We start from the raw sequence: 22,596 nt of genomic DNA, 5'->3' as shown, positions 1-22,596 counted from the left end.
TATGTACTGCTTCTGATAAAACCGTAAATTAGATAAACGCAACTGATAAAAATTCGACTCATAAATCCGCAAATGATAAAATAGCCGGTAAAGCTCTAAATCGCTCGAGATAAGGCAAAAAATAAAGCAGTTTGTTTTAAGCAGGCTCCTCAAAACTGACCGTTTATACAATTGGATAAAGGGATTGTGCCGGTTCGAACCGGTGAAGGTACTTAACCGGTTAAAAAAGGATAGGAGTCGAAGAAGTTATAGCCTGATTTTTGTGAAAATCGAACGCTAATTAATTATCACCGGGAAAAATTTCTCGCTTTATCTGTTTCTCCGGTACTTCCAGCTCCTTTAAAAGAGAGACCATCGAATCTACCATTTTCACCGGACCGCATGTAAAGAACGTACGTTCCCGATAATCCGGAATAAATTTTTTGACCATTTCGGCATTGATTCTTCCTGTAACGCCCTTCCAGTCCGGCCCGGGTCTCGTGATAGTGTCAATTATTTTGATGTTCGGGTTCTTCTTCTGCGCATCCTCAAGCTCTTCTTTGAAGGCTATATCATTCTCACTGCTGTTGGAACAAAGCAGAATTATGTTAGCGTTTAACTTCTTATCGATCAGATATTTGATCATGCTCCGCAGCGGGGTTATCCCTATGCCGCCAGAGAGCATGCCTATATGTTCATACTCCTGCTGGAAGGTGAACTCCCCATAAGGCCCATTTATGGAAACCTGATCCCCCGGTTTCAGGCCTGCCAGAGCATTTGAGAAGGGATGACCTGTCAGCTTTTTGGTAATTTCAAGAAAGCCTTCGGTAGGGCTGCTGGACAGCGTAAAAGGTTTCTTCATCGGGTCAGAACCGTCATCAAGAGTCAGGACTACGTACTGGCCTGCAAGGTAGCTGAACCCCTGGGGCTTTTCAAATCTTATACTTTTTATATCAGGCGTCCTCTGGATGACCTCAATTACTCTGGTTTCAAAAAGCATTTTTTTCCTCAGCACCAATGGTTATCTGGAGTATTTTTTATAAAAGAATAATAGAAGAATATAAGCCAGTGTATAATAAAGTTTATCGGAACCTCCGGAACTGGCAATGAGCCCTCAGACTCTATACATATATTCTAAAAAAATAAAGGCAAGAAGTAAACGTAGATTTTGATTATGTTTTTATTTTAAAACCGATTTTACTCTTAAATAAGTAATAAGAAGAAATTCTGAATCTAAACATGTAAGTCCGATATCTATCCAGGCCTGGATGAGGATCGGTAAGTCCATCCTATCTCAAACGTTAATTTCCCGTGATCTTACTCTTTAAACCTACTCTAACAGCTGGTTGATTTTGCTGTAAAAATCTACTACTAATTTTATTGCCTCGTTCTCCACGTTCAGCTGGAAATTCGGACCCGTTTATTCGTTGCTTTTTCCAGGATAACCCTGACTCGATCAAATGTGCGACAACCCTTGATTCGCTGGAATGGGACCCCTTCCAAATGTTCAGAAGTTCTGTTTTATCGAAATGTATCCAATCTCTCTAACTTACTCTCAAATTCGTAAGTCGTATATATATTATGATTTTTAACTTTTATGTGAAATTCTACGGAGATTAAACATGAGAAGCGATATCATCAAAGAGGGACCGGAACGAGCCCCCAACCGTTCACTCCTGAAAGCGACTGGCGTTACGGATTCGGAAATGAAGAAACCGTTTATTGCAGTCGTCAATTCCTGGAATGATATAATTCCCGGCCATATGCATTTGAATAAACTTGCTGAGGCTGTAAAGGCCGGGATCAGGAATGCCGGAGGAGTTCCTTTTGAGTTTCATACCGTAGGGGTTTGCGATGGGATCGCAATGGGACACGAAGGTATGAAATACTCTCTTCCCAGCAGGGAAATTATTGAAGACACAATTGAACTTATGGTTAAAGCCCATCAGTTTGATGGTATGGTCCTTATCCCCAGCTGTGACAAAATTGTGCCCGGACACCTTATGGCAGCAGGCAGGCTTGATATTCCTGCAATTGTTGTAACCGGAGGACCGATGCTCCCCGGATATGTTGATGATAATTACAGGGATTTAATTTCAGTCTCGGAGGGAGTAGGAGCCTACAGCGCAGGCAAAATTACCGAATCCGAGTTTAAAAGGCTTGAGAACCTTTCCTGTGCAGGAGCAGGTTCCTGTGCCGGGATGTTTACCGCAAACACAATGGCCTGCATGACCGAGGCTCTCGGGCTGAGCCTTCCCGGCTGTGCAACCGCCCATGCAGTGGATTCAAAAAAGGTTCGTATTGCCAAGGAATCCGGAGAGCGCATTGTGGAAATGGTCAGGGAAAAACTGACCCCGAGAAAGATTGTCACTCACAGGTCCTTTGAAAATGCCATAATGGTCGATATGGCAGTGGGAGGAAGCACAAACACAACCCTGCACCTTCCAGCCCTTGCCCATGAATTCGGGCTTGAGCTGCCTCTTGAAGCCTTTGACGAATTGAGCAGAAAAACACCGCATCTGATCTCTCTCCGACCCGGAGGCCCAAATTTCATACTGCACTTTGACAGGGCAGGAGGAGTCGAGGCTGTCATGCAGAGACTTGCTTCAAAACTCCACCTTGACCAGTTCACAGTCAACGGCAAAACTATAGGGGAAAACCTGGACGAGCTTGAAATAGTTAACCCGAAGCTGAATAAGGAGATCATTGCGACCCTCGAAAACCCGATCCATGCCGAAGGAGGAATTGCAATCCTAAAAGGCAGCCTTGCTCCAGACGGCTCGGTTGTCAAACAAGCGGCAGTGGACCCGAAAATGCATGTCTACACAGGCCCTGCAAAAGTATACGACTGTGAGGAAGATGCCATGAAGAGTATCCTTGCAGGGGAGGTAAAGCCCGGAGACATTGTCGTTATCCGGTACGAAGGCCCTAAAGGGGGTCCAGGAATGCGCGAAATGCTTGCGGCTACGGCTGCACTTGGAGGAAGAGGACTTTTAGAATGCGTAGCCCTGGTAACTGACGGACGCTTCTCCGGCGGGACCCGCGGCCCCTGCATCGGGCATGTCTCTCCCGAAGCCAGCGACGGAGGACCAATAGCTCTTGTAAAAGACGGTGATATGATCGAAATCAATATTCCCGAAAGAGCCATGAACCTGAAGATTTCCGAAGAAGAGCTCGAAAAGCGTAAAGCTGCCTTTGTGCCCCCTAAAAAAGAGGTCACAGGTTACCTTGCCAGGTACCAGCGTGCTGTCCACTCTGCAAATACTGGCGGGATAGTGGATTAAGTTTCCAGATGATTTGATTTGAAGTACTTCATTTATGGAGGATTTTTCCTCTATTGGAGTTTTCTTCAATTGGAATTTTCTTCGATTGGAGTTTTCTTCGATTGGAATTTTCTCCGATTGGAGTTTTCCTCTATTCTTTTCTTTAATTTTTCTCGTTTCAAACGTTTGGTCGTCCTTCTTTACATGGTTGATATTTTTGAAAAAAACAAGTCTGACTCAAATTCTTGAATTCTGCCCCGTACAATGTCATTCGCTTTATTGTGTCGTTCTTGTCCCGCTCGACGCAGGAGAGCGGTCTTTCCCAAAAAGACAAAAAAGAGATAGAAGGATGAAAACAACAGATTATCAAGTAAAAGCTGCTGTAGGCGTTTATGAGTTTAAAAGAAGAAAAAAAGCTAAAACGGTACCAATTTCAGTATCATTTCTCATTCATTTATTCTTTTTCCTTTTGTGAAGGGCCGCCAGGCAAGCTGGCGGAGGCGTTTATATTTAACTGTGAGTTTTAGAGAGGTCCCCCAGATCAAGATATAAATTCGCTTGTTCATTTTTTGCGTTGCAGAAGAGAAAAGTTCAGTCCTGAAAAGAGGAGAATCAAAAAACAAAAGATCTTAGTTTCAGATATAGGAATAACATCAACTGATTAGTACAGGACCACCAAACGTTTTGAAGACTTTGATTCGGACAATGTCCGGGACCTGCTAATTATCCTCCGGGAAATGTTTAGGTTGAACCTTTTTTATATAATTGCAAATATAATACTAACTCGAGGGTAGACTGCCACGTGGGAGAGGTAATAGCTACCCGAGTCTTCGGAGGTGAACTTATAAAAAGAAGTCAGAGCGATGTTGAGGAATTTATAACCGGCAGGGGTATCGGATATCCTGCAACCAAGAGAGACATTATCAGGTTTGCTACAGGAAAGTCGGCAGAGAGTGATTTTCTGGATCTCCTGAAAGGGATACCTGAAATAGAGTATAACACTCCTGATGAAGTTACGAGAGAAATCGAACGTCTGGAAAGCCAGCGTACCAGAGAGTATACCAGACCGGAGTACTGAACTTACTGAGCAGGTTTTTTAACAGTACAAACTGTATTTTGAATAGTACTATTCAGCTTATTCAAATCAGCTGAATTATATAGGTTTTGGACAGATTAAAAGATCTGTACAAAATCCTTTCAATATTTGGATGCCCTGTTCTATCAGTAATTTATGATAATTTGAGTTACAACAGTTTATGAAAAATTTGAGTTACAACAGTTTATGAAAAATTTGAGTTACAACAGTTTATGGTAATTTGAGTTACAACAGTTTATGGTAATTTGAATTGCCGGTCACGAATAAGTATTTCATTGGAATTATCGTCGTGACGTTTCAGCAAATTATTAGCATCTTGTTTCTAGCCTTCCGGAACTCGCATTCTACCTTTACTTTTGTTATATTCCGTTTTTTTGCCTTTAAGAAATCGGCAACAGGATTAACATATGGCGACCGGTTGCCGTCTATGCCCAGCAGTGAAAATATTCTGACATCGTTTGAAACCCTGCACAATTCTGCCAGTGATTTCAGATGAAACTCAAGCTCATTGTATATTCCCCATCCCGGATAAAAATTAGTTTTGTTCAGCTGACTTGTGTAAAAATTTGTAGAAAGTATTAATAGGGAGAAAAAACCAATCATACTTCTGAATAGTTAAAATTAATTTCTATTGTTATTAAATTGAGCAATACTGAAGAGCTGATCCTGAAAACCAATTCCAGAAACCCTGTGGCTGAAAACGTGATAGATTTCAGGAGAGACTTGGAAACACTGCAAAATAAAATGAGGCGGAATCATGTGTACAACGTTAATTATTACCAGAGGAGCGAGCAAGGATGGCTCGATGATGGTAGCTCACTCCGACGACGATGAACTGGGAGATCAGAGGATTATTTATGTCCCTGCTCAGGACCATGAACAGGGAGCAATGCGACAGGTGTTTGAGGAACACTATCGCTACCCCCGGTTAGTAACATATGAAAGAGGGCCGAACTATGAACCGGCCACTCATCACGTTTCAGAATCTCCTAATCCGGTTCCGAACCTGACCGAGCCGATCGGCTACATTCCCCAGGTGAGGCATACCTATGCTTATTTTGACGGCAACTACGGGATCATGAACGAACACAACCTGATGATGGGGGAGTGCACCAATGGCGCCAAATACCAGCCTGATCACGTGACCGCTGAAGAAGCTGAAAAAAACGGTAAACATATACGGCTCTTTTACAGCCAGGAATTGTCAAGGGTTGCACTGGAACGCTGTAAAAAAGCCAGGGAAGCCGTCAAACTTATGGGGAAACTCCTCGATAAATACAGCTATTACTCAACCGGAGAAACACTGCTGGTAGCCGATGAAGATGAAGCCTGGGTTTTTGAAATGTGCGCCCTGCCGGATGAACAATACCATTCCGCCTGGGTGGCCCAGCAGGTCCCTGACGGAGAAGTCTTTGTAGCAGCCAACGAGTTTAGAATCCGCCAGATCGAAGATAATAGGAAAGACGTTATCTATTCCGAATTGCTAAAACCCGGACTGGAGTATCTGGGCTGGTGGAACCCGGAAGATGGCCCGCTGGACTGGCTTTCCTCGGTAAGTAATGGCGAATACAACCATCCTTATTACTCCCTGCGTCGGGTCTGGAGAGTTCTGGACCGGATCAACCCCGATCTGGCTTTAAACCCCTGGGTAACCAGAGGTTTTAAAGACATCAAGGACGGGAGTTATGCTACCGATTATCCCTTTTCAATAAAACCAGAGCACCGGCTTACCCTTCAGGATGTCTTTGCCCTGTACAGGGATCATTACGAAGGGACGGAGTTTGATCTGACCCAGGGTGTAGCCGCCGGGCCTTACGGTGACCCCAGCCGTTTCGTCGGTCCTTACGATGGGAACCAGAATAATGTTACGGAGAACCAGCACATGTACGGTGCATGGGAAAGACCGATCTCTGTCTTCTATCAGGGTTATACATATGTCAACCAGCTCCGGCCCAAAACCGCGGAAATCCCTGAAGCAACCCGGGGGCTTTGCTGGTTCGGCCCGGATGTGTCCTATACCACCTGTTTTGTCCCCTTCGCCGCACAGGCACTGGAATTACCCGAGCGATATCAGAGCGGGGACCCTCAGATATTTGACCCGAAAACAGCCTGGTGGGCCTTTGATTTTGTATCCAACTGGGCCAGGTTGAATTACCAGCGCATGACCAGAGCGGATATTCTGCCGCTGCAACAAAAAATTGAAACCGAAGAGGTCCAGAAAACAATTCTCCAGTGGGACGAATGCTGCAGGGGAAAAAATGATCGGGAAGCCAGGGACTTACTTACCGGGCTCGGGGAGAAAAACGCAAACGAAGTTGTAAAAAAGTGGCATAAACTGGGATACAGGCTGATTGCCAAATATTCCGACGGCTACTGTAACCTTTCTGACTGCAAGGAACCTCAGAATATCGGGTACAGTTCAGGATGGTTAGCTCTCACCAATTATAAAGACGGACCCACTTCCTATGAGATGAAGCCCTGAAATTCCGAATTTTTAATTATAGTTTACAACCCGGGGACAGACCCGCAACTCATAACTCATAAAAATAAATTAAATCGGGGAAACAACATGGGAAAATTGGAAATGGCATCGTGGCCCGTGCTATTCGTCTCGGATCAAATTCAGGCAGAAAATGATCAGGGCCTGTGGCTGCGTGAAATCCTTCGTGACCTTACCGAACAGCAGGATTGCTCGATTTTGCCTTCTTATGGATTGGGTGACGCTCATGACATCGTTCGTTCCAGGGAAGACCTCGGCACGATAGTGATTGATTGGGACCTCTCGGAAATGGGATACCTGCATGAGAAAAACGCATATTTAATACAAAAAGTGAAAAATACCAGATCTGCTCAGGTGTTGGTCGATTTCATCAGGAAAAGGAATAAAACAATACCGATTGTCCTGTTGACCGGGCGGATCTCCATAGAAAGCATCCCTGATGAAGTGCTGGAAAATATTAATGAAGTTGTATGGAAATTGACCGATACCCCCTGTTTTCTGGCCGGGCGAATCGCAAGGCAGGTGAAGGATTATACCGAGACTGTTTTGCCGCCTTTCTTCAGGGAACTGGTCCAGTATGTCGAAACCTACAAATATGCCTGGCATACGCCCGGCCATATGGGAGGACAGGGGTTTTTGACCAGCCCCTCGGGTACTGCCTTACATAAGTTCTTTGGCGAAAACGTCCTGAGGGCAGACCTTTCTATTTCCGTTCCCGAGCTCGGTTCACTCCTGGACCATAGCGGGGTCACGGGAGATGCAGAAAGCTTTTCCGCTAAAGTTTTTGGGGCAGACCGGACGTATTATGTACTGAACGGAACATCAACAGCCAATCAAATCATCTGGCGGAGTCAGGTGTCTCCGGGTGAGCAAACGCTCATGGACCGCAATTGCCATAAATCGCTTAACTATGCAATGATTATTACCGGGGCCAACCCGGAATACATGCATCCCCTGCGCAATGGGCTCGGAATCGTCGGGCCGGTGGATTTCAGTGTCATCTCTTCGAAGAAAACATATAAGATGGCGGCATTAACCAATTCGACATACGACGGCGTTTGCTATAACACCGGTTACGTTGAAGATCATCTTAAAAACGTGGAGGTACTTCATTTTGACGAAGCCTGGTATGCCTACGCAAAATTCCACGGAATTTATAACAAACATTACGGGATGTCTTTACCTCCCGGAAATAAACTGCTGTTTTGTTCCCAGTCCACCCATAAGTTGCTAACGGCTTTTTCACAGGCTTCCATGATCCATGTCAGATTGCCCGAGTCCATCAGGAATTCGGCAGAGGCACGGGAAAACTTCCACGACCTGTTTAACGAATCATATATGATGCACGGCTCCACCTCCCCTCAGTATTCGATGGTGGCTTCGCTGGAAGTGGCTACCAAGATGATGCTTGACAACGGCTCTGTCGTATTTGAGGATATTATTAAGGAAGCTATAGAACTTCGCCGGAAGATCGCCTGGGCTCAGGAGGATCTGGCCAGACAAAAAGACTGGTTCTTCAAGATATGGCAGCCGCCTTGCATTGCCAAGCGGAATAAGGAGGGCAGACCGGAGGTTCCGATTGAAAAACTGGCTAAAGACCAGAATTACTGGACTATCAAGCCGGCGGAGCCCGGGGAAACAACCTGGCATGGTTTTGCGGTTAAAGATGAATATGCCATGCTGGACCCGATCAAATTAATCTTTATCTGCCCGGGGATTGATATCAACGGCGATATGGACGGCACCGGGATCCCGGCTGCGATTGTTACCAATTTCCTTATCGCCAAAGGCATTGTTTGTGAAAAAACGGATTATTACTCCTGGCTTTTACTTAATTCGGCCGGCACCACCAAAGGAAAACAGGGTACTCTGGTGGCCGAACTTTTTAAATTCAAGAAACTGTACGATTCAAATGCGGCGCTGGCTGACGTATTCCCAGACATGGTTGCGACATACCCGGAGAAGTATCAGGACCAGAGCTTGAAAGATCACTGCCAGGCAATGCATGACTATATCAAAAGTAATGATCTCCTGAAGAAAATGCTGAAGGCTTTTGAAGCCAGGCCTGTGAATGATTTAATTCCTGCCGAAGCTTATCGTAGCATTGTAAAGCAGGAGGTGGAATCCGTAGAACTGAGCTGTATCGATCCCCAGGCGGCAACGCCTCGAACGGCTGGAGTGATGCTGGTCCCCTATCCCCCGGGAATTCCGGTCATAATGGGTGGAGAAATATTTGACAATCATGCCGAAGATATCCTGAATTACCTTATTGCCCGACAGGATTTCGAGAATGAATTCCCTGGTTATGAGAGCGATATTCACGGCATCGAAAGGACCGCTCCGGATGAAAACGGGAATAAATATTTTAAAACCTTACTGATAAAAAAATCAGAAATAAGCCTGGAGAGGTGAGAAAACCAGTTATAGGGGATTTCGGAAAACCCAATTTTTGACCGATCGTTCGTGAATGGTATATAAGCAACCGATTAGAGGGTATATAAGCGATCAATTAAAACAATCGGTTTCTCGAAATTCTCTATATAAAACAGGGTATAACAGTCAAAGCCGGTTATCTGATCTCAAAACCGGTTTTATCCTCAAATCAACAAAATTTCGGAACTGCCTTTTCTGATCCGAAATCCAATTATTCTCTGATCCGAAACTCGATTATTCCATGATCCGAAACTCGATTGATTATTCAAGTACGAAACTCAAGAAACAAACTTTAAGTTTTTGGGTTCGGCTGTAACATAAAAAAGTAATAGATAGATCCTGGACCTGCACTGCATAAGTCCGATATCTATCTACGCCTGCAAAGAAAGGTCTGCAGGTCTGTCTAATTTTGAATGTCAACTTCCCAAGATCTTCTTATTCAGATTTACTCTACCAGCTGGTTGATTTTATTATAAAAGTCTACTATTAAAGTTGCTGCCTCGCTTTCCATGTTCAGCTGGAAAGTTCGGATTTGCTTTCCCAGGGGTTTTTCCAGGATAACGCCTGATTCGATCAAAGGTGTGATAACCCTTGATACGCTGGAATGAGACAACCCGGTTTCCTCAGCTATTCCTGAAAGGTAGGTTGGTTCGTTCTGGTTTTTGATCAGGTTCTTAAGTACTGTCATCTGTGCGGTTTTTCCAAATATTTTTTCCATTGAATCCATAGATATCATCTCAGAGGTGGCTATTCTCTATAAGTGATTCTCAGTTTCATTAACCAACTACAGTTATAAATGTATCTATTTATTGAATAGAGTTGAAATCAATACAATGCACTATCAATATTTGGATTCACCGTTCTATCATACGTATGTGATTAGAATTGCCATGCATGGCTAATTTTTATTCGAATAATCGCCCGAAGTCTGAGCAACTTTTATCATCTTTTTTCCCATCCTTCTGGAATTCGTATGCTACTTTTACTTCTGTTGCCTCTCGTTTTTCGGACCTAAAGAAATCAATTACCGGGTCCGCATATGGGGACCGGCTGTCGTTTATGCCCGGCAGCGGAAATATTCTGATTTTTTTGAAATCCTGCACAATTCCGTCAACGAGTTAAGATGAACATCCGGCGACAGTTATCCTTATAATGCGAGCACATGGCCGGATCGAACGCTGTATCACGGAAAGGCAGCGAGGGCAGTTCACCCTTCAGATATCGCTTCGGCACCATGTCATTAGAAAAATCTTCCAGAAATTCCGCCATCGCTGATATCCTTATCCTTTCAAGCTCCTCAACCGGGCCGATTTCCTATCAGACATACCTATCCTAGTTTTTCCGGGTCTGGTCTAGTACGTAATCACGGGTTTCCCCGATCCTCTCTCGGATCTGGTCAGCGCTGAAAGAGTAAACAGGGTCGACGGATACGATATTTCCGCCGCGCTCCGTAAGTTCTGCGTTAAAGCTTGCAGGGCCGTCCCCGCAACCCAGAATTTTTCGCTTGAGATTGCAGGAGTCAGGCTAAACATCCCCGCATACTCCTCAAAAGACCTGCTCCAGGGTTTGATATCAGGATATATTATTGTCATGATATACGCACTACAAGTCATAAATATACAATGGATGTAATAACTATCCTTACCTGATTAAATAAAGCCTTAGGGAGCCGAACAAACTTGAGCTTAAAGTTAACTAAGAATAATTCTAAAAACCCGGGATTTATAAAGGCAAAATTCAGAAATTATACATGATGCTTTTTTCTCAACTTTCAAAGCCAGCCCTTTTGCTGAGTCCGGCGCATGAACCCTCTACCCCGGACCTGAAACTTTAATAAAATAATGCCAACCCCGGATTCTATATTTAGCCTCTTTTCGGACCGGTGAACCTTCTCCTGTTCCCCTCAAAAAATCTGCAGTACTCTTCAGGACACTGTTCTTCAGGACACTCACGGACATATTCCAGGACATCGCTCATTTTTGCGCTGGCCATTGAGACGGACGTATCCGCACTTCCGTAATAAATGCGAAGTTCGTCCTTCACCACAACCCATCCGCAGGGGAAAACAACATAATTGACATCTCCGCTGCGTTCGTAGAGTTTGAGAGGCCCGAAAACCCAGCCTTCAGACCTGCGGAGGACTTTTCTCGGGTCTTCAAGGTCAAGGAGAGCAAGCCCAAGCCGATAACTTATTGTCGGCGTTGTCGGGCGCACTCCATGGTACATAATTAACCAGCCGTCGGGTACATGTATCGGCTGCGGGCATAAACCTACCTTATAGGCATCCCACCATCCTCCTTCCCGGGCATAGAGAAGGACCTGATGCCCTCCCCAGGCTTCCATTTCTCTAGAAAAGGAGATCCACATATTCGCCTTCATACTGTGAATAGCAGGTACGGGCCTGTGTATCATTGCCCATTTCCCATTAAATCTTACAGGAAAAAGGGCAGCGTCTTTATTTTCAGGGGGCAGGGCAGGACCCATTCTCTCAAAATTGCGGAAATCCTCTGTAAAGGCAATAGCCGGCAAAGGGCCGGAGTCCGAAAAAGCTGTATACACTACAGCCCACTTCCCCAGCTCATCAATGTAGGTTATGCGCGGGTCTTCAATGCCGTATATCTCTTCAGGATAATTGATAGGATCCGGGACAAAGGTCGGTTCGGGGTCGATCTCCCAGCCATTAATTCCATTATTACTCCTGGCTACCGTAAGGTGAGAAATGCCTCTATGATCTTCGACACGCACCAGCAATAGTATTTTGCCGTCAACTATGGCAGCTGCAGGGTTAAAAACCGAATTAGCCTGATACGGCCAGTCTTCAATCGTAAGTATAGGATTTTTCTTGTGCCTTACAAACAATTCTCCTTGGTCCTTCCAGATAATATTATCCCCCCACTTTCATTCCAGATAGAAAATCATCCTCTGCGGTCCATTAGCTTATAAAAGCCCACTTTCAAATAATCGGTGATAACAAAAGCCACAAGTGCATAGATCCAGACAAAAATCGCCAGTTTCCATCCTATGGCAGACACATAGAATCCATATACTGCGAGAAGGGTTGCCAGCACTTTTGTGACCACTGCAGACCAGAAAAGGAGCTTTCCCGGAGGAGGAGACCAGAAATGTCCCCTGGTGCGGGCAACAAATATGGTCAGATGCCCGGCTACGGCAAGTTTCAGGAAGATAAAAGACTGCAGTACCCCCGGACTGAGGTAAAGAACCCTGGCTCCGATATAGTATATCAGGAACGAAGCGATCACACCTATGATTCCCAGAAATGTGGAAACTCTCACGACTTCTTGCATGTGCCATTTTTCCGGTTTCAGGGAATATTTCACATTATCATATGCAATAGTCATTATAGGGGCATCATTGAGAATGGCAAGTAAAACAATCATTACAGCGGTTACGGGATAGAAATTAAATACGATTATTGAAGTGGCAATAAAAAAAAGCACCCGGACGGTTTCGGCAATTCTATAGATAGAATAACTTTTCATCCTCTGGAATATCCTGCGGCTTTCTTTTATCGCGTTAATAATGATCGAGAGGCCTGATATTGTAAACACGATGTCTGCAGCGGATTTTGCAGCATCCGTAGCCCCTGAAACGGCAATTCCCGCATCAGCCATTTTCAGGGCAGGGACATCGTTTACTCCATCGCCTGTCATGCCAACAATATGTTCCTCCTTCTGAAGGAGGTCGACAATTCTGTATTTGTGCTCGGGAAAGACCTGAGCAAACCCGTCTGCTTTTTCCACAACTTCCTGAGCTTCGGAATCGGATTTTTCTACGAAATCATCAGCCGTAATTATGTTCGTGCCCAGGCCTACCTGGCTTGCTATCTCCTTAGCAATGGCGATATGGTCCCCGGTTACCATTTTCACGTTCACGCTAAGGGAGTTTGCCGTCTTTATGGTCTCCGCAGAGTCCTCATGCGGGGGATCATAAAGTCCCAGAAGTCCTGCAAACCTGTATTTTCCGTTCTCTTCCACACATACTCCCAGAGCACGATACCCCTTTGAAGCCAGAGAATCTACTTTTTCATTTACTTCCTGTCCTATTTCTTCTTTATCACCCGACATGTCCAGAATAACCTGGGGCGCACCTTTAGCAACTTTAAACTTCCCCTCGGGTCCTTCAACCGTAGCTTCGGTGTGCTTTATGACGGGGTCAAACGGCGTGAACTCCTCGATTTCATAAGTATCTATTTTTTCTTTAATCGATTCTTCAGCTTTCGCCTTCAGAAGGATTGCATTATCAATCGGGTCGTTGTCCTCCTCCCTTGAGGCCAGGGAGCCGTAGAGCAGGAGGTCACTTTCTTTAAAATTTCCGAAAGGCGCAAATTCGGACAACTTTAGCTTATTCTGGGTGATTGTACCGGTTTTATCGGAACACAGGACATCCATTCCGGCCATTTCCTCTATGGAGACCAGCTTGCTGACAATGGCTCCCTTGTTTGCGAGTTCGGTGGCTCCCACAGCCATTGAAACGGACATTACGGCAGGAAGGGCTGCAGGAATTGCAGCTACTATCAGCACAAGGGCAAACTGGAGGGTTTCCAGAAAAGCAGTGTGTCTGAAAAAAAACTCTATAATTAGAACGATCGCAACAATGCAGGCTGCAAGGACTATCAGGTAGTCTCCGATTTTGAGGACCGCTTTTTGGAAGTGGCTCCTGGTCCGAATCTCAGCTACCAGTTTGGTTGTCTCTCCAAAATAGGTATTCATACCCGTAGCCACAACAAGGGCGTTCATCTCCCCTTTCTGGATAACGGATCCCGAATAGGCAACATCATCGGATTTTTTTTCTACAGGCAGAGATTCCCCTGTGAGAGCTGATTCATCTACCTGCAGATAGTCTCCTTCAAAGAGCTTAAGGTCTGCAGGCACAACATCTCCCGAACGTACACGGACCACATCTCCGGGGACCAGTTCCCGTGCAGGTATCTCGGTCCATTCCCCTCCTCTGAGCACTCTGGCATTAAGGGCCATTTTCTGCTTAAGGAGTTCGATGGCATTGTCGGCTTTGTTTTCCTGCCAGAACCCCACAACCCCGTTTAAGAGCAGGAGCAGGGAAATTATCACGAAGTCTTCCCATCGATGGATAAAAGCTGAAATTACAGCTGCAATTTCAATCATCCAGGGAATGGGACCCCAGAAATAACCGAAAAATTTTCTAAGCGGGCTAACCCTCTTTTCGTAAAGTTCATTATAACCATATTGCTCAATTCGACTCTCAGCTTCCGATGAAGAAAGTCCCTTGTCACTGGAATCAAGTTTTTTTATGATTTCGCTTGCAGGTGAATCCTTTATTTCATCAACCTTGAGTTCCACTTTTTCTTTCATAAATACCCCCAACCCATGATTTCTCCTTAATCAAAAATATCCAAAATGCTTACAATGCCGAAATATGCCGAATTATATCGATTATTGAATTTACTTCATGTTGACTAAGAAACCCCGGAGCTTACGTATAATGGAAAACTCTTGACAATGAACCTTAAGTCAGCCCTGTTCCTCTTCCCCACAATAATATTCATAAAAAATTCGTAAAAAATGAAAGAGAAAAAGGAGTTCAGCGTTCTCTCTAACACAGAAAAACCCTTTGCCATTGAATTTTCTTGAGAGAGAATATTTTTCCAAAGCACGGTCTGATCAAATCTGTTTAAATGGAGAACTCTCCCCGTTTGACCGGCTTTGAATAGCCTGGATCTGAACTTGAAGATCAAATTTCTATCTGAGAATTTCATTAACTGCCCACGCAATCTAATTTTAAATTATCCTTTTTTTGTATCAGTAGACTTCTCCGCATTTCTTCCAAACCAGCTGCAATATTCATCGGTATAATGTTCCTCAGGGCACCCGCGGATATATTCCAGAATATCGTCTATTTTTGCACTGGCCATGGAGACAGATACTTCTGCACTTCCGTAATAAATTCGGATCTCATCGCCCACTAAGACCCAGCCGCAGGGCAAAATGACATCGTTGACGTCTCCACTGCGTTCGTAGAGTTCCCGGGGCCCGAAAACCCAGCCTTCTGACCTGCGGAGGACTTTTCTCGGGTCTTGAGGATCAAGGAGGGCGAGCCCAAGCCGATAACTTGTTTTATCTGTTGTCCGGCGTGCGCCATAGTACATAATCAACCATCCGTCAGGCACACGCATCGGATGCGGAGATAAACCTATCTTATGGGCATCCCACCATCCTCCTTCCCGGGCATAGAGAAGGACCTGATGCCCGCCCCAGTATTTCATGTCCGGAGAAAAAGAGATCCAGATGTTTGTCTTTGTACCTGTCATGCCGGATACTGGCCTGTGTAACAGGGCCCACTAGCCGTTAAATCTGACAGGAAAAATAGCAGCATCTTTATTTTCAGGCGGCATTATGGCCCCTATTCTCTCAAAATTACGAAAATCCTCCGTGAAGGCAAGAGAAGCTAAAGGACCCGAATCCGTAAAAGCCGTATAAGCTATAGCCCATTTTCCCATCTCCTCTATGTAAGTTATACGCGGGTCTTCAATGCCGTATATTTCCTCAGGATAGTTTGCAGGATCCGGGACCAGGGTTGGTTGAGGATCAATTTCCCAGCCGTCAATCCCGTTCTCACTCCTGGCTATTGTAAGGTGAGAAAAACCTCTGTGGTCTTCAACCCGCACCAGCAATAGTGTCTTATCGTCGACTATGGCAGCTGCAGGGTTAAAAACTGCATTAGCATGATACGGCCAGTCTTCAATCGTAAGTATAGGATTTTTCTTATGCCTTACAAACAACTCCCCATGATTTACCCAGGTCGTATTACTCCCTCCTTCCAGATCATATTTTATTTCTTCATTAAAGGCGGTACACGCAATTCCTTTTTCAAGGCTTGACCCCGCTCACGTATATTTATTAGAGCTAAATTATTAAATAGCTGTACGTTTTGAAAAAACGATTATAACCGCAACTATTGCCTCATCTTTGCATACTTTTGAAGTCCCGTTCATGAATATCAGGACTTACGTACCGGAGATCAAAAATAAGCACGATACGATATGTTTCTGCCTCGATCCGAAAGATCTGCGTTGAAACTTGGCGGGCTGCCCCCACAGCCCGGAATTTTTCAACTTGAAAAACGATTGTTTCTTTTCGTTCACATGAGTCCGATCTGCTTCATCAGCCCGACAAGGTCGTAGAAAAGCCTCTCTTCAACGATTTCCCCGTCTTTCCAGTGAGCAACTGTACAAAATTCCACTTTAAACTTCCTGTTTGTGGGTGGAATTTCTTTTCCATCAGTTCCCATCATGGGCCCCTTCATGGTGCCTGTGAACGTAGCTACTGAACAGGTCCAGTCTCCCTGACCAAAAAGCACCTTATACGGCCTATTCTCAACATGATTGTCCGGAAATGTTTTGAAAAATTGTACCGCTTCTTCGTGATGTGATTTTCTTCCTCTTGTCGGCTCCGGCTGACCCGGCCAGTAAACAGCAACCTCTTCAGCATGACGTTTCCCGAATGTGTCCCAATCCTGTGAATTCCATGCATCGTCCAGCGTAATCATCAATTCCAGGTTTTCCTCAACTGTCAATTCAATTCTCTCCCCATCACCCATTATTTATAACTGTTTGTCAATTAAATCCTCATTTTCGGCTTTGCTCCAAAAAATGCATAAAATCCAAAAACTGACAAAGCCTGGCTCGGAAAAACGAGGAATCAACAAGTATCCGTTAACAGTATCCGTTAACAGTATCCGTTAACAAGTATCCTTAACAAATATCCTTTACGGATATCCTTAACAAATATCCTTTACGGGTATCCTTAACAAATATCCTTTACAGGTATCCGTTATTTTATATTGACCATTTTTTAAATATTACTATTAATTATATTCTTCTACTTAGAGCTATTGTTGTAGTTTGATTTTATTCAATCCAAATTTTTCTATTTTTCCTAAAGGTCCTTCTTTTCTGGTGGTAACTCCAAAAATCAATATCAAATGGAAGGTACTTTCAGTAAACTGGGAAAATAGAAGGTAGCAAAAAATGAAATGAATTTTCTGTGTCCGCCTGCAGAAGAAGGAACAAATAATTACGGGCAAACAATTATAGGCAGACGGTTTGACGAATAGGCAAACGGTTTGGTAAATGCGATATAAACGTTTTAGTAAAACCTTGAATAAACGTCTTCAAAATATCTCATTGTTTTCGTCTTTTACCTTTAAATAGGTTTGAGGTATAATTATATTTTACATTTAGAATTGCCAGATGGTAATTCGATATGTATTTGCTTTGTATTTGAAAAGATACAGCGCAGAATATTCTGGGATTGAGTAATTTGTGACAGGGTAGTTTGAAAGACAGGCCTCTGTTAGCATAATTTAGGGGAAAACTGGTTAGCAGGCGGGATTTGTAATTGAATTTCTGACTGGAAGGCGTAGACTCTGTTGATTCCATTTAAATTCTGTTCAGACGTCTTTCAGGTTCTGTTCAGGTCTATTTGGATTCCACTCGGATTCTATTCAGATTCTGCTCAGATTCTATTCAAATTCTATTCAAATTATATTCGGATCTATTCGGACTATATTCCGATTCTGAGCAAATTCTGTGAAACCAGTTGATTGTAAAGAGGGTAGATAATATGGCTAAAGAATTGTATAAGTTACCACCATTGAAATACGGATACGCAGACCTTGAACCTTACATTTCCGAAGAACAGCTGCGCATACATCACGACAAACACCATCAGGGTTATGTGAACAACACTAACGCCCTTCTGGAAATGATGGAAAAAGCCAGAAAAGAAGGCACGGATTTTGATTATAAGGCAACTGCAAAGGCTCTGTCTTTCAATCTGAGCGGGCACGTCCTTCACGACTTCTTCTGGTGGGAGATGACTCCTGCAAGCAACGCAAGCAAAGAGCCTGTCGGCGAATTTGCTGAAGCGATTAAGGAAGATTTCGGAAGTTTTGAAAGGTTTAAAAAAGAATTTTCCCAGGTCGCATCAAGTGTCGAAGGCTCCGGCTGGGCAGCCTTAACTTTCTGCAATGACACCAAAAGGCTTGGGATCGTACAGATAGAAAAGCATAACGTAAACCTGGTCCCTGATTTCCCGATCATTATGGACCTGGATGTCTGGGAACACGCCTACTACATCGATTACAAGAATGATAGAGGCAAATTCATAGAAGGGTTCTGGAACATAATCGACTGGGAAGAACTCGACAAGTACTTCAAAAAGATTCAGAAATAATTGAAAAGACATTTTTCGACATAATTATGTTGGCTAGCATAGTTATGTTATTCCTTACACTTTTTTAAATGACATGTAAGCGGGAATGATACTTTTTTATTGGAATTTTATTGAAATGATTTTTTTCAGGAATCCTGTTTTCTTATATCTTATTCCCAGTGTCTTGTTCCCCTGTATTCTGTTTCCCTGTATCTTATTTCTTTCTCTCAATCACTCAAAATAGTTTTTGTCAAGCTTCTTTTCTGCTCTTCCGTAGTGGCTCTCATATACCTCGTATTCCCCGCTTTCCCTATCAAAAACAAACCTGTAAACCGTATCAAAATAAGGCCAATTTTTAACGTAAGGGTTTCTGGCATCGCTCAAAATCACGGTTACCTCCCCATCTTTTTCCGAAACCGAATATACAGGGTAGTCGATCGCCTGAGGCACTGAGTTGCTGTAGAGCTTTCCGGCTCTTTCGGCATAGGCGGAGGCATCCGGGATATCCCCGGTCACGGTTACTTTCTTGACGTAGAAGTTTTTTTCGACTCCTGACCAGTATCTGACTTCCAAGAGTTTATACAGGGTGTCATCATACGAATATGCTGCCAGGAATTTGCCAATCGATATCGGGTAGGTATCTTTGTAGCTGATCTCGGTCCCTTCTTCCCGGGAAATGCTATCTATCAGGAGGATTTTTGCAACAGGGAATATTGTGGTCCAGGCAAGAAGGACTATGATGAAAGAGGCATAGAATTTGCCTTCATGCCTGTTTACAAAACCATGGAACCCTTTTAGTCCATTTAATTTTTTCAGCCCGCTTAATTTTCTGTTCAATACGTCTCTGTTTTTAAGGCTGTTTCCGCTTTTAAAGCTCCAGCTGTCCCTGCCTTCGAAAGGCCATCCCTTGCTTTTAAGATTCCATTTGTCTCCGGTTTCAAGACTCCATTTGCCCCTGTTTTTCAGATATTCCGCAGCCACTATGAAGACAGGCAGCAGGGGTATGATATTTATTACGGGGTCGAAAGGATAGAGGGCTCTAAGGGCGGACTCATTTGTGCTGAACGGATAGAAGGGACGCATTTTCGCGATCGTAGTATAATCCAGAAGGATATGCAGGAAAAGCGCCTGAAACCCTCCGAATGCAAAAGCCCTGTCTTTGGTTCTGAGCCAGATCAGGAGTGCTACGAGAAAGGCAAAAAAAATAGAATGAGTAAATTCCCTGTGCCCCAGCAGATAGAATAGCTGGTTTCGCACCTCGTGACTTACGCTTCCGCTAATGAGCGCAAAGAGCGAATAGCTGAAATAGTCCAGGTCGGGGATTACAGAAAGGAGAACCAGACCAAGCTTCTTCTTCCCTTTTAAGCCCAGTACATGGGCAAGAAGCAGACCGATTCCAATATGGGAAATTGTGTTTACCATGAATCTACCGTGAATTATTCAGTATTATTAGCGGTATGTTAACGAATAAGGTTAAGGAAACTATATTTCTGGAATCACTTCAGTTCTTCTAAAAGCACTTCAGTTCTAAAGTACTTTAGATAGAGAAATTCCAGTACTATGTGCTCTTCTCCTGTATACTTGGCTCTTATTATATAAATTGAAGGATAATTACTATTTTGTCTGGAAAAAAGATAAAATGTAACTTGGAAGCTGTTTATGCTGTTCATTCTCATCCTGAAAACTGAGGAATCATTTAAAAGAGATCATCTAGAAAATTACTCAAAAAATTCGTCTAAAGAAAATCTCTCAAGAAGTGTCGCTTAAAATATCATCTGAAAAAGATCATCGAAAGGATTATCTGAAAAAGATCATCGAAAAGGATTATCTGAAAAGGATCACCTGAAAAGGATCACCCGAACCAGTTTCCATTAAGCTTCTCTTCCGCCCCTCCCTGGACACTTGCGTAAACATGATACTCCTCACTTCTTTTGTCAAAAGTAAACCTGTAAACCGAGTAAAAATAAGCCCAGTTTTCAACATAAGGGTTTCTTGCATCACTCAGGGTTACCGTTACAGAGCCGTAGTCTTCGGAAACCACATAAACCGGGTAGTCGATTTCCTGAGGAAGACCAGCACTGTAGAGCTTCTCGGCTCTTTCAATATAGGCAGAAGCATCAGGGATGTCCCCATTTACCGATATTTTTTCAACGTATTTGCTCTTCTCTATTCCTGACAGGTAGCTAACTTCCAGAACCTTGTAATGAGTAGAATTAAAAGAGTATGCGGTCAGGAACCTGCCTGTGGCTTCAGGATAGGTATTCTGGTAACTTATTTCGGCTTCTTCTATCCAGGAAATATGATTGATGAGGAAGGCTTTTGAAACTGGCATAAAAGCGAGCCAGACAAGGAGTACAAGGATCAATGAAGCATAGAGTTTATCGGCATTCTTACATATATAAACGTAAGAGTTGTTGTATCTGCCGTTTAGCCTTCCCCTGTGTTTCAAATTCCCTGCAATTACGATGAAGAGGGGCAGGAGTGGAAGCAAATTCAGCAGGGGGTCATAAAAATAAACTGCCCCTATAATGGACGAGTCTGTGCTGAACGGATAAAGAGGGCGCATTTTCCAGGTTGTGACATAGTCGAGATAAACATGGAGAAAAATGGACTGAAATCCTCCGCAGGTAAAAATCCAGTCTTTCGTTTTTGTCCAGATTAAAAGTGTAACCAGAGCAATGAAAAGAATTGAGTGCGTGAACTCCCTGTGTCCGAACAGGTAGAAAAGCTGGTTCCGGGACTCATGGGTCAGGCTGCTGCTGACAGCGAGAAACAATGAATACGGGATAACGTCCAGATCAGGGAGCACGGAGAGAAAAGCTACAGTATTCAGTTTCTTTCCTCTAAGGCCCAGAGCCAGTGCAATCAGAAAACCTATCCCCAGGTGAGAAAGTGTGTTTACCATAAGTCCATGTTCCGGGCAAGAACATTTTTTATTTTAATATTATGGATTAAATATATATTGCTTTTTTGAAAAATCGTATTCGGAAATTGCAAAGTTACCTCTACTTCCGGCAATAATGTAAAATAAAAAGCAACATGTTAAAAGATAAATTCAGAGATACAGGCAGAATTCCAGAGATGCAGGAAAAATATATATCCCTATTACAATAAAATGGACTGAAATGCTGTTTTTATAAAAAAATGAATTGATGAGAAGGATAGTGCTTTCTCAGGTCACTGAGACGAATTATTCATTGTCCCGGAATTCAGTGTCCTGTCAAAGAAATCAATCATCTCATCATATGCGTCCTGTGCAACGAAACTTTCGGAAAGTTCTCCGTCTTTGATCATGAAGCCGTGAGGTTCTCCCTGGTAAACTTTCAGCTCGAAATATTTGTCCGCTGCATCCAGTTCGCCGGCGTATCTGTAGATATCTGAGACATTGCTCACCTCATCCCTGGTCCCGTGAATGATAAGGATCGGGGCCTCAAGCTGGGCTGTCAGGTTTGCAGGCTCATAAGGCTGGGTATCGGTCCCGCCTGTGTAAGGAAAACCATACCAGGCAACTCCGGACCCGAACTCCTCTACCTGGGGCAGGAAAAGCATGGTATACCTGCCGCCCGCACAAAAACCGGTAAGGCCAAGTTTTTCAGGATCAACATCGTCCCTTCCTTCCAGGTAACTTACACTGCTTCTGACAAGGGCCTCCACTTCTGAATCCGGAGGTGAGCGGGAATAGGTCTGCCATTGCGGAGCAACCACAACAAACCCGTCTGCCGCCATCCTGTCCACCATCTCCTGGTATCCGGGTTCAAAGCCGTTAAAGGAGTGGATCAGCACCACAGCCGGATATTTTCCCTCTGCAGCCGGAGCAACCGTATAAGTTGGGTAAGCCTGGCTTTCACCTGTGATATTAACAGTCTCGTTCAGAATTTCAGTTGAAGTGTTCCCTGCCGCTCTGGGAACATCCGGGACATCGGGACTGGGTTCAGGAGAATCGGGCACAGGGACTTCAGGTTCGGAATCTTTCGAACCCGTGCAGCCTGAAATGCCGATAAGGCATACTATAAGCAAAAGCAAGAATAGTGTTTTCACAAATTTCATATAACCCCTCAAGCTTGCAGATGCCGGAAATAATGTATTCCGTGATATTGAATTACTGGAATCTCCAAT

Annotated in this window: 14 protein-coding genes and 1 pseudogene; 5 read left to right on the top strand and 10 right to left on the bottom strand. The window is 44.0% G+C overall.

Annotated elements, in window-relative coordinates; all coding sequences use genetic code 11:
• Positions 1–280: 280 nt before the first annotated feature.
• Positions 281–979, bottom strand: a complete 699-nt coding sequence (locus ACSAZL_RS07395; protein WP_440948057.1) for a ferredoxin--NADP reductase — start codon at positions 977–979, stop codon at positions 281–283.
• A gap of 622 nt (positions 980–1,601) precedes the next feature.
• On the opposite strand from ACSAZL_RS07395, the gene ilvD reads away from it, so the two are divergent.
• The 4 genes from ilvD to ACSAZL_RS07375 all read left to right on the top strand — a co-directional run bounded on the left by ilvD (position 1,602) and on the right by ACSAZL_RS07375 (position 9,250).
• On the top strand, positions 1,602–3,263 hold the full coding sequence (gene ilvD / locus ACSAZL_RS07390; RefSeq protein ID WP_440948056.1) for a dihydroxy-acid dehydratase: 1,662 nt from the start codon (positions 1,602–1,604) through the stop codon (positions 3,261–3,263).
• Between the two features lie 781 nt (positions 3,264–4,044).
• Positions 4,045–4,320, top strand: a complete 276-nt coding sequence (locus ACSAZL_RS07385) for a DUF2795 domain-containing protein (RefSeq protein ID WP_440948055.1) — start codon at positions 4,045–4,047, stop codon at positions 4,318–4,320.
• A gap of 775 nt (positions 4,321–5,095) precedes the next feature.
• Entirely contained in the window at positions 5,096–6,820 is a 1,725-nt protein-coding gene (locus ACSAZL_RS07380; protein WP_440948054.1) for a dipeptidase, read from the top strand.
• Positions 6,821–6,907: 87 nt separating this feature from the next.
• Entirely contained in the window at positions 6,908–9,250 is a 2,343-nt protein-coding gene (locus ACSAZL_RS07375) for an Orn/Lys/Arg decarboxylase N-terminal domain-containing protein (protein WP_440948053.1), read from the top strand.
• Positions 9,251–9,716: 466 nt separating this feature from the next.
• Here the strand turns inward: ACSAZL_RS07375 and ACSAZL_RS07370 are convergent, their stop codons facing one another.
• From ACSAZL_RS07370 to ACSAZL_RS07345, 6 genes and pseudogenes are all read right to left on the bottom strand, one after another.
• Positions 9,717–9,998 carry a MarR family transcriptional regulator gene (locus ACSAZL_RS07370; protein WP_440948052.1) on the bottom strand — a complete coding sequence of 94 codons (282 nt, stop codon included), beginning with the start codon at positions 9,996–9,998 and terminating at the stop codon, positions 9,717–9,719.
• Between the two features lie 625 nt (positions 9,999–10,623).
• Positions 10,624–10,884, bottom strand: a complete 261-nt coding sequence (locus ACSAZL_RS07365; protein ID WP_440948051.1) for a hypothetical protein — start codon at positions 10,882–10,884, stop codon at positions 10,624–10,626.
• Between the two features lie 250 nt (positions 10,885–11,134).
• A complete protein-coding gene (locus tag ACSAZL_RS07360; protein WP_440948798.1) occupies positions 11,135–12,154 on the bottom strand; it encodes a glycosidase in 1,020 nt (339 codons plus the stop codon).
• Positions 12,155–12,186: 32 nt separating this feature from the next.
• Entirely contained in the window at positions 12,187–14,619 is a 2,433-nt protein-coding gene (locus ACSAZL_RS07355; RefSeq protein ID WP_440948050.1) for a plasma-membrane proton-efflux P-type ATPase, read from the bottom strand.
• A gap of 431 nt (positions 14,620–15,050) precedes the next feature.
• Positions 15,051–16,046: pseudogene (locus tag ACSAZL_RS07350) on the bottom strand (glycosidase).
• 359 nt (positions 16,047–16,405) lie between these two features.
• Entirely contained in the window at positions 16,406–16,864 is a 459-nt protein-coding gene (locus ACSAZL_RS07345; protein ID WP_440948049.1) for an ester cyclase, read from the bottom strand.
• 1,025 nt (positions 16,865–17,889) lie between these two features.
• On the opposite strand from ACSAZL_RS07345, the gene ACSAZL_RS07340 reads away from it, so the two are divergent.
• On the top strand, positions 17,890–18,501 hold the full coding sequence (locus ACSAZL_RS07340; protein WP_440948048.1) for a superoxide dismutase: 612 nt from the start codon (positions 17,890–17,892) through the stop codon (positions 18,499–18,501).
• Between the two features lie 210 nt (positions 18,502–18,711).
• Here the strand turns inward: ACSAZL_RS07340 and ACSAZL_RS07335 are convergent, their stop codons facing one another.
• The 3 genes from ACSAZL_RS07335 to ACSAZL_RS07325 all read right to left on the bottom strand — a co-directional run bounded on the left by ACSAZL_RS07335 (position 18,712) and on the right by ACSAZL_RS07325 (position 22,527).
• Positions 18,712–19,902 carry a metal-dependent hydrolase gene (locus ACSAZL_RS07335; RefSeq protein ID WP_440948047.1) on the bottom strand — a complete coding sequence of 397 codons (1,191 nt, stop codon included), beginning with the start codon at positions 19,900–19,902 and terminating at the stop codon, positions 18,712–18,714.
• 430 nt (positions 19,903–20,332) lie between these two features.
• On the bottom strand, positions 20,333–21,385 hold the full coding sequence (locus tag ACSAZL_RS07330; RefSeq protein ID WP_440948046.1) for a metal-dependent hydrolase: 1,053 nt from the start codon (positions 21,383–21,385) through the stop codon (positions 20,333–20,335).
• A gap of 272 nt (positions 21,386–21,657) precedes the next feature.
• Complete coding sequence (locus ACSAZL_RS07325) at positions 21,658–22,527, bottom strand: dienelactone hydrolase family protein (RefSeq protein WP_440948045.1); 870 nt, start codon at positions 22,525–22,527, stop codon at positions 21,658–21,660.
• Between the last annotated feature and the right edge of the window lie 69 nt (positions 22,528–22,596).

Source organism: Methanosarcina mangrovi (assembly GCF_052057765.1).
Taxonomy (GTDB): domain Archaea; phylum Halobacteriota; class Methanosarcinia; order Methanosarcinales; family Methanosarcinaceae; genus Methanosarcina.
The sequence above is the reverse complement of the archived record's forward strand: the minus strand, read 5'-3'. Positions and strand labels throughout refer to the sequence as shown.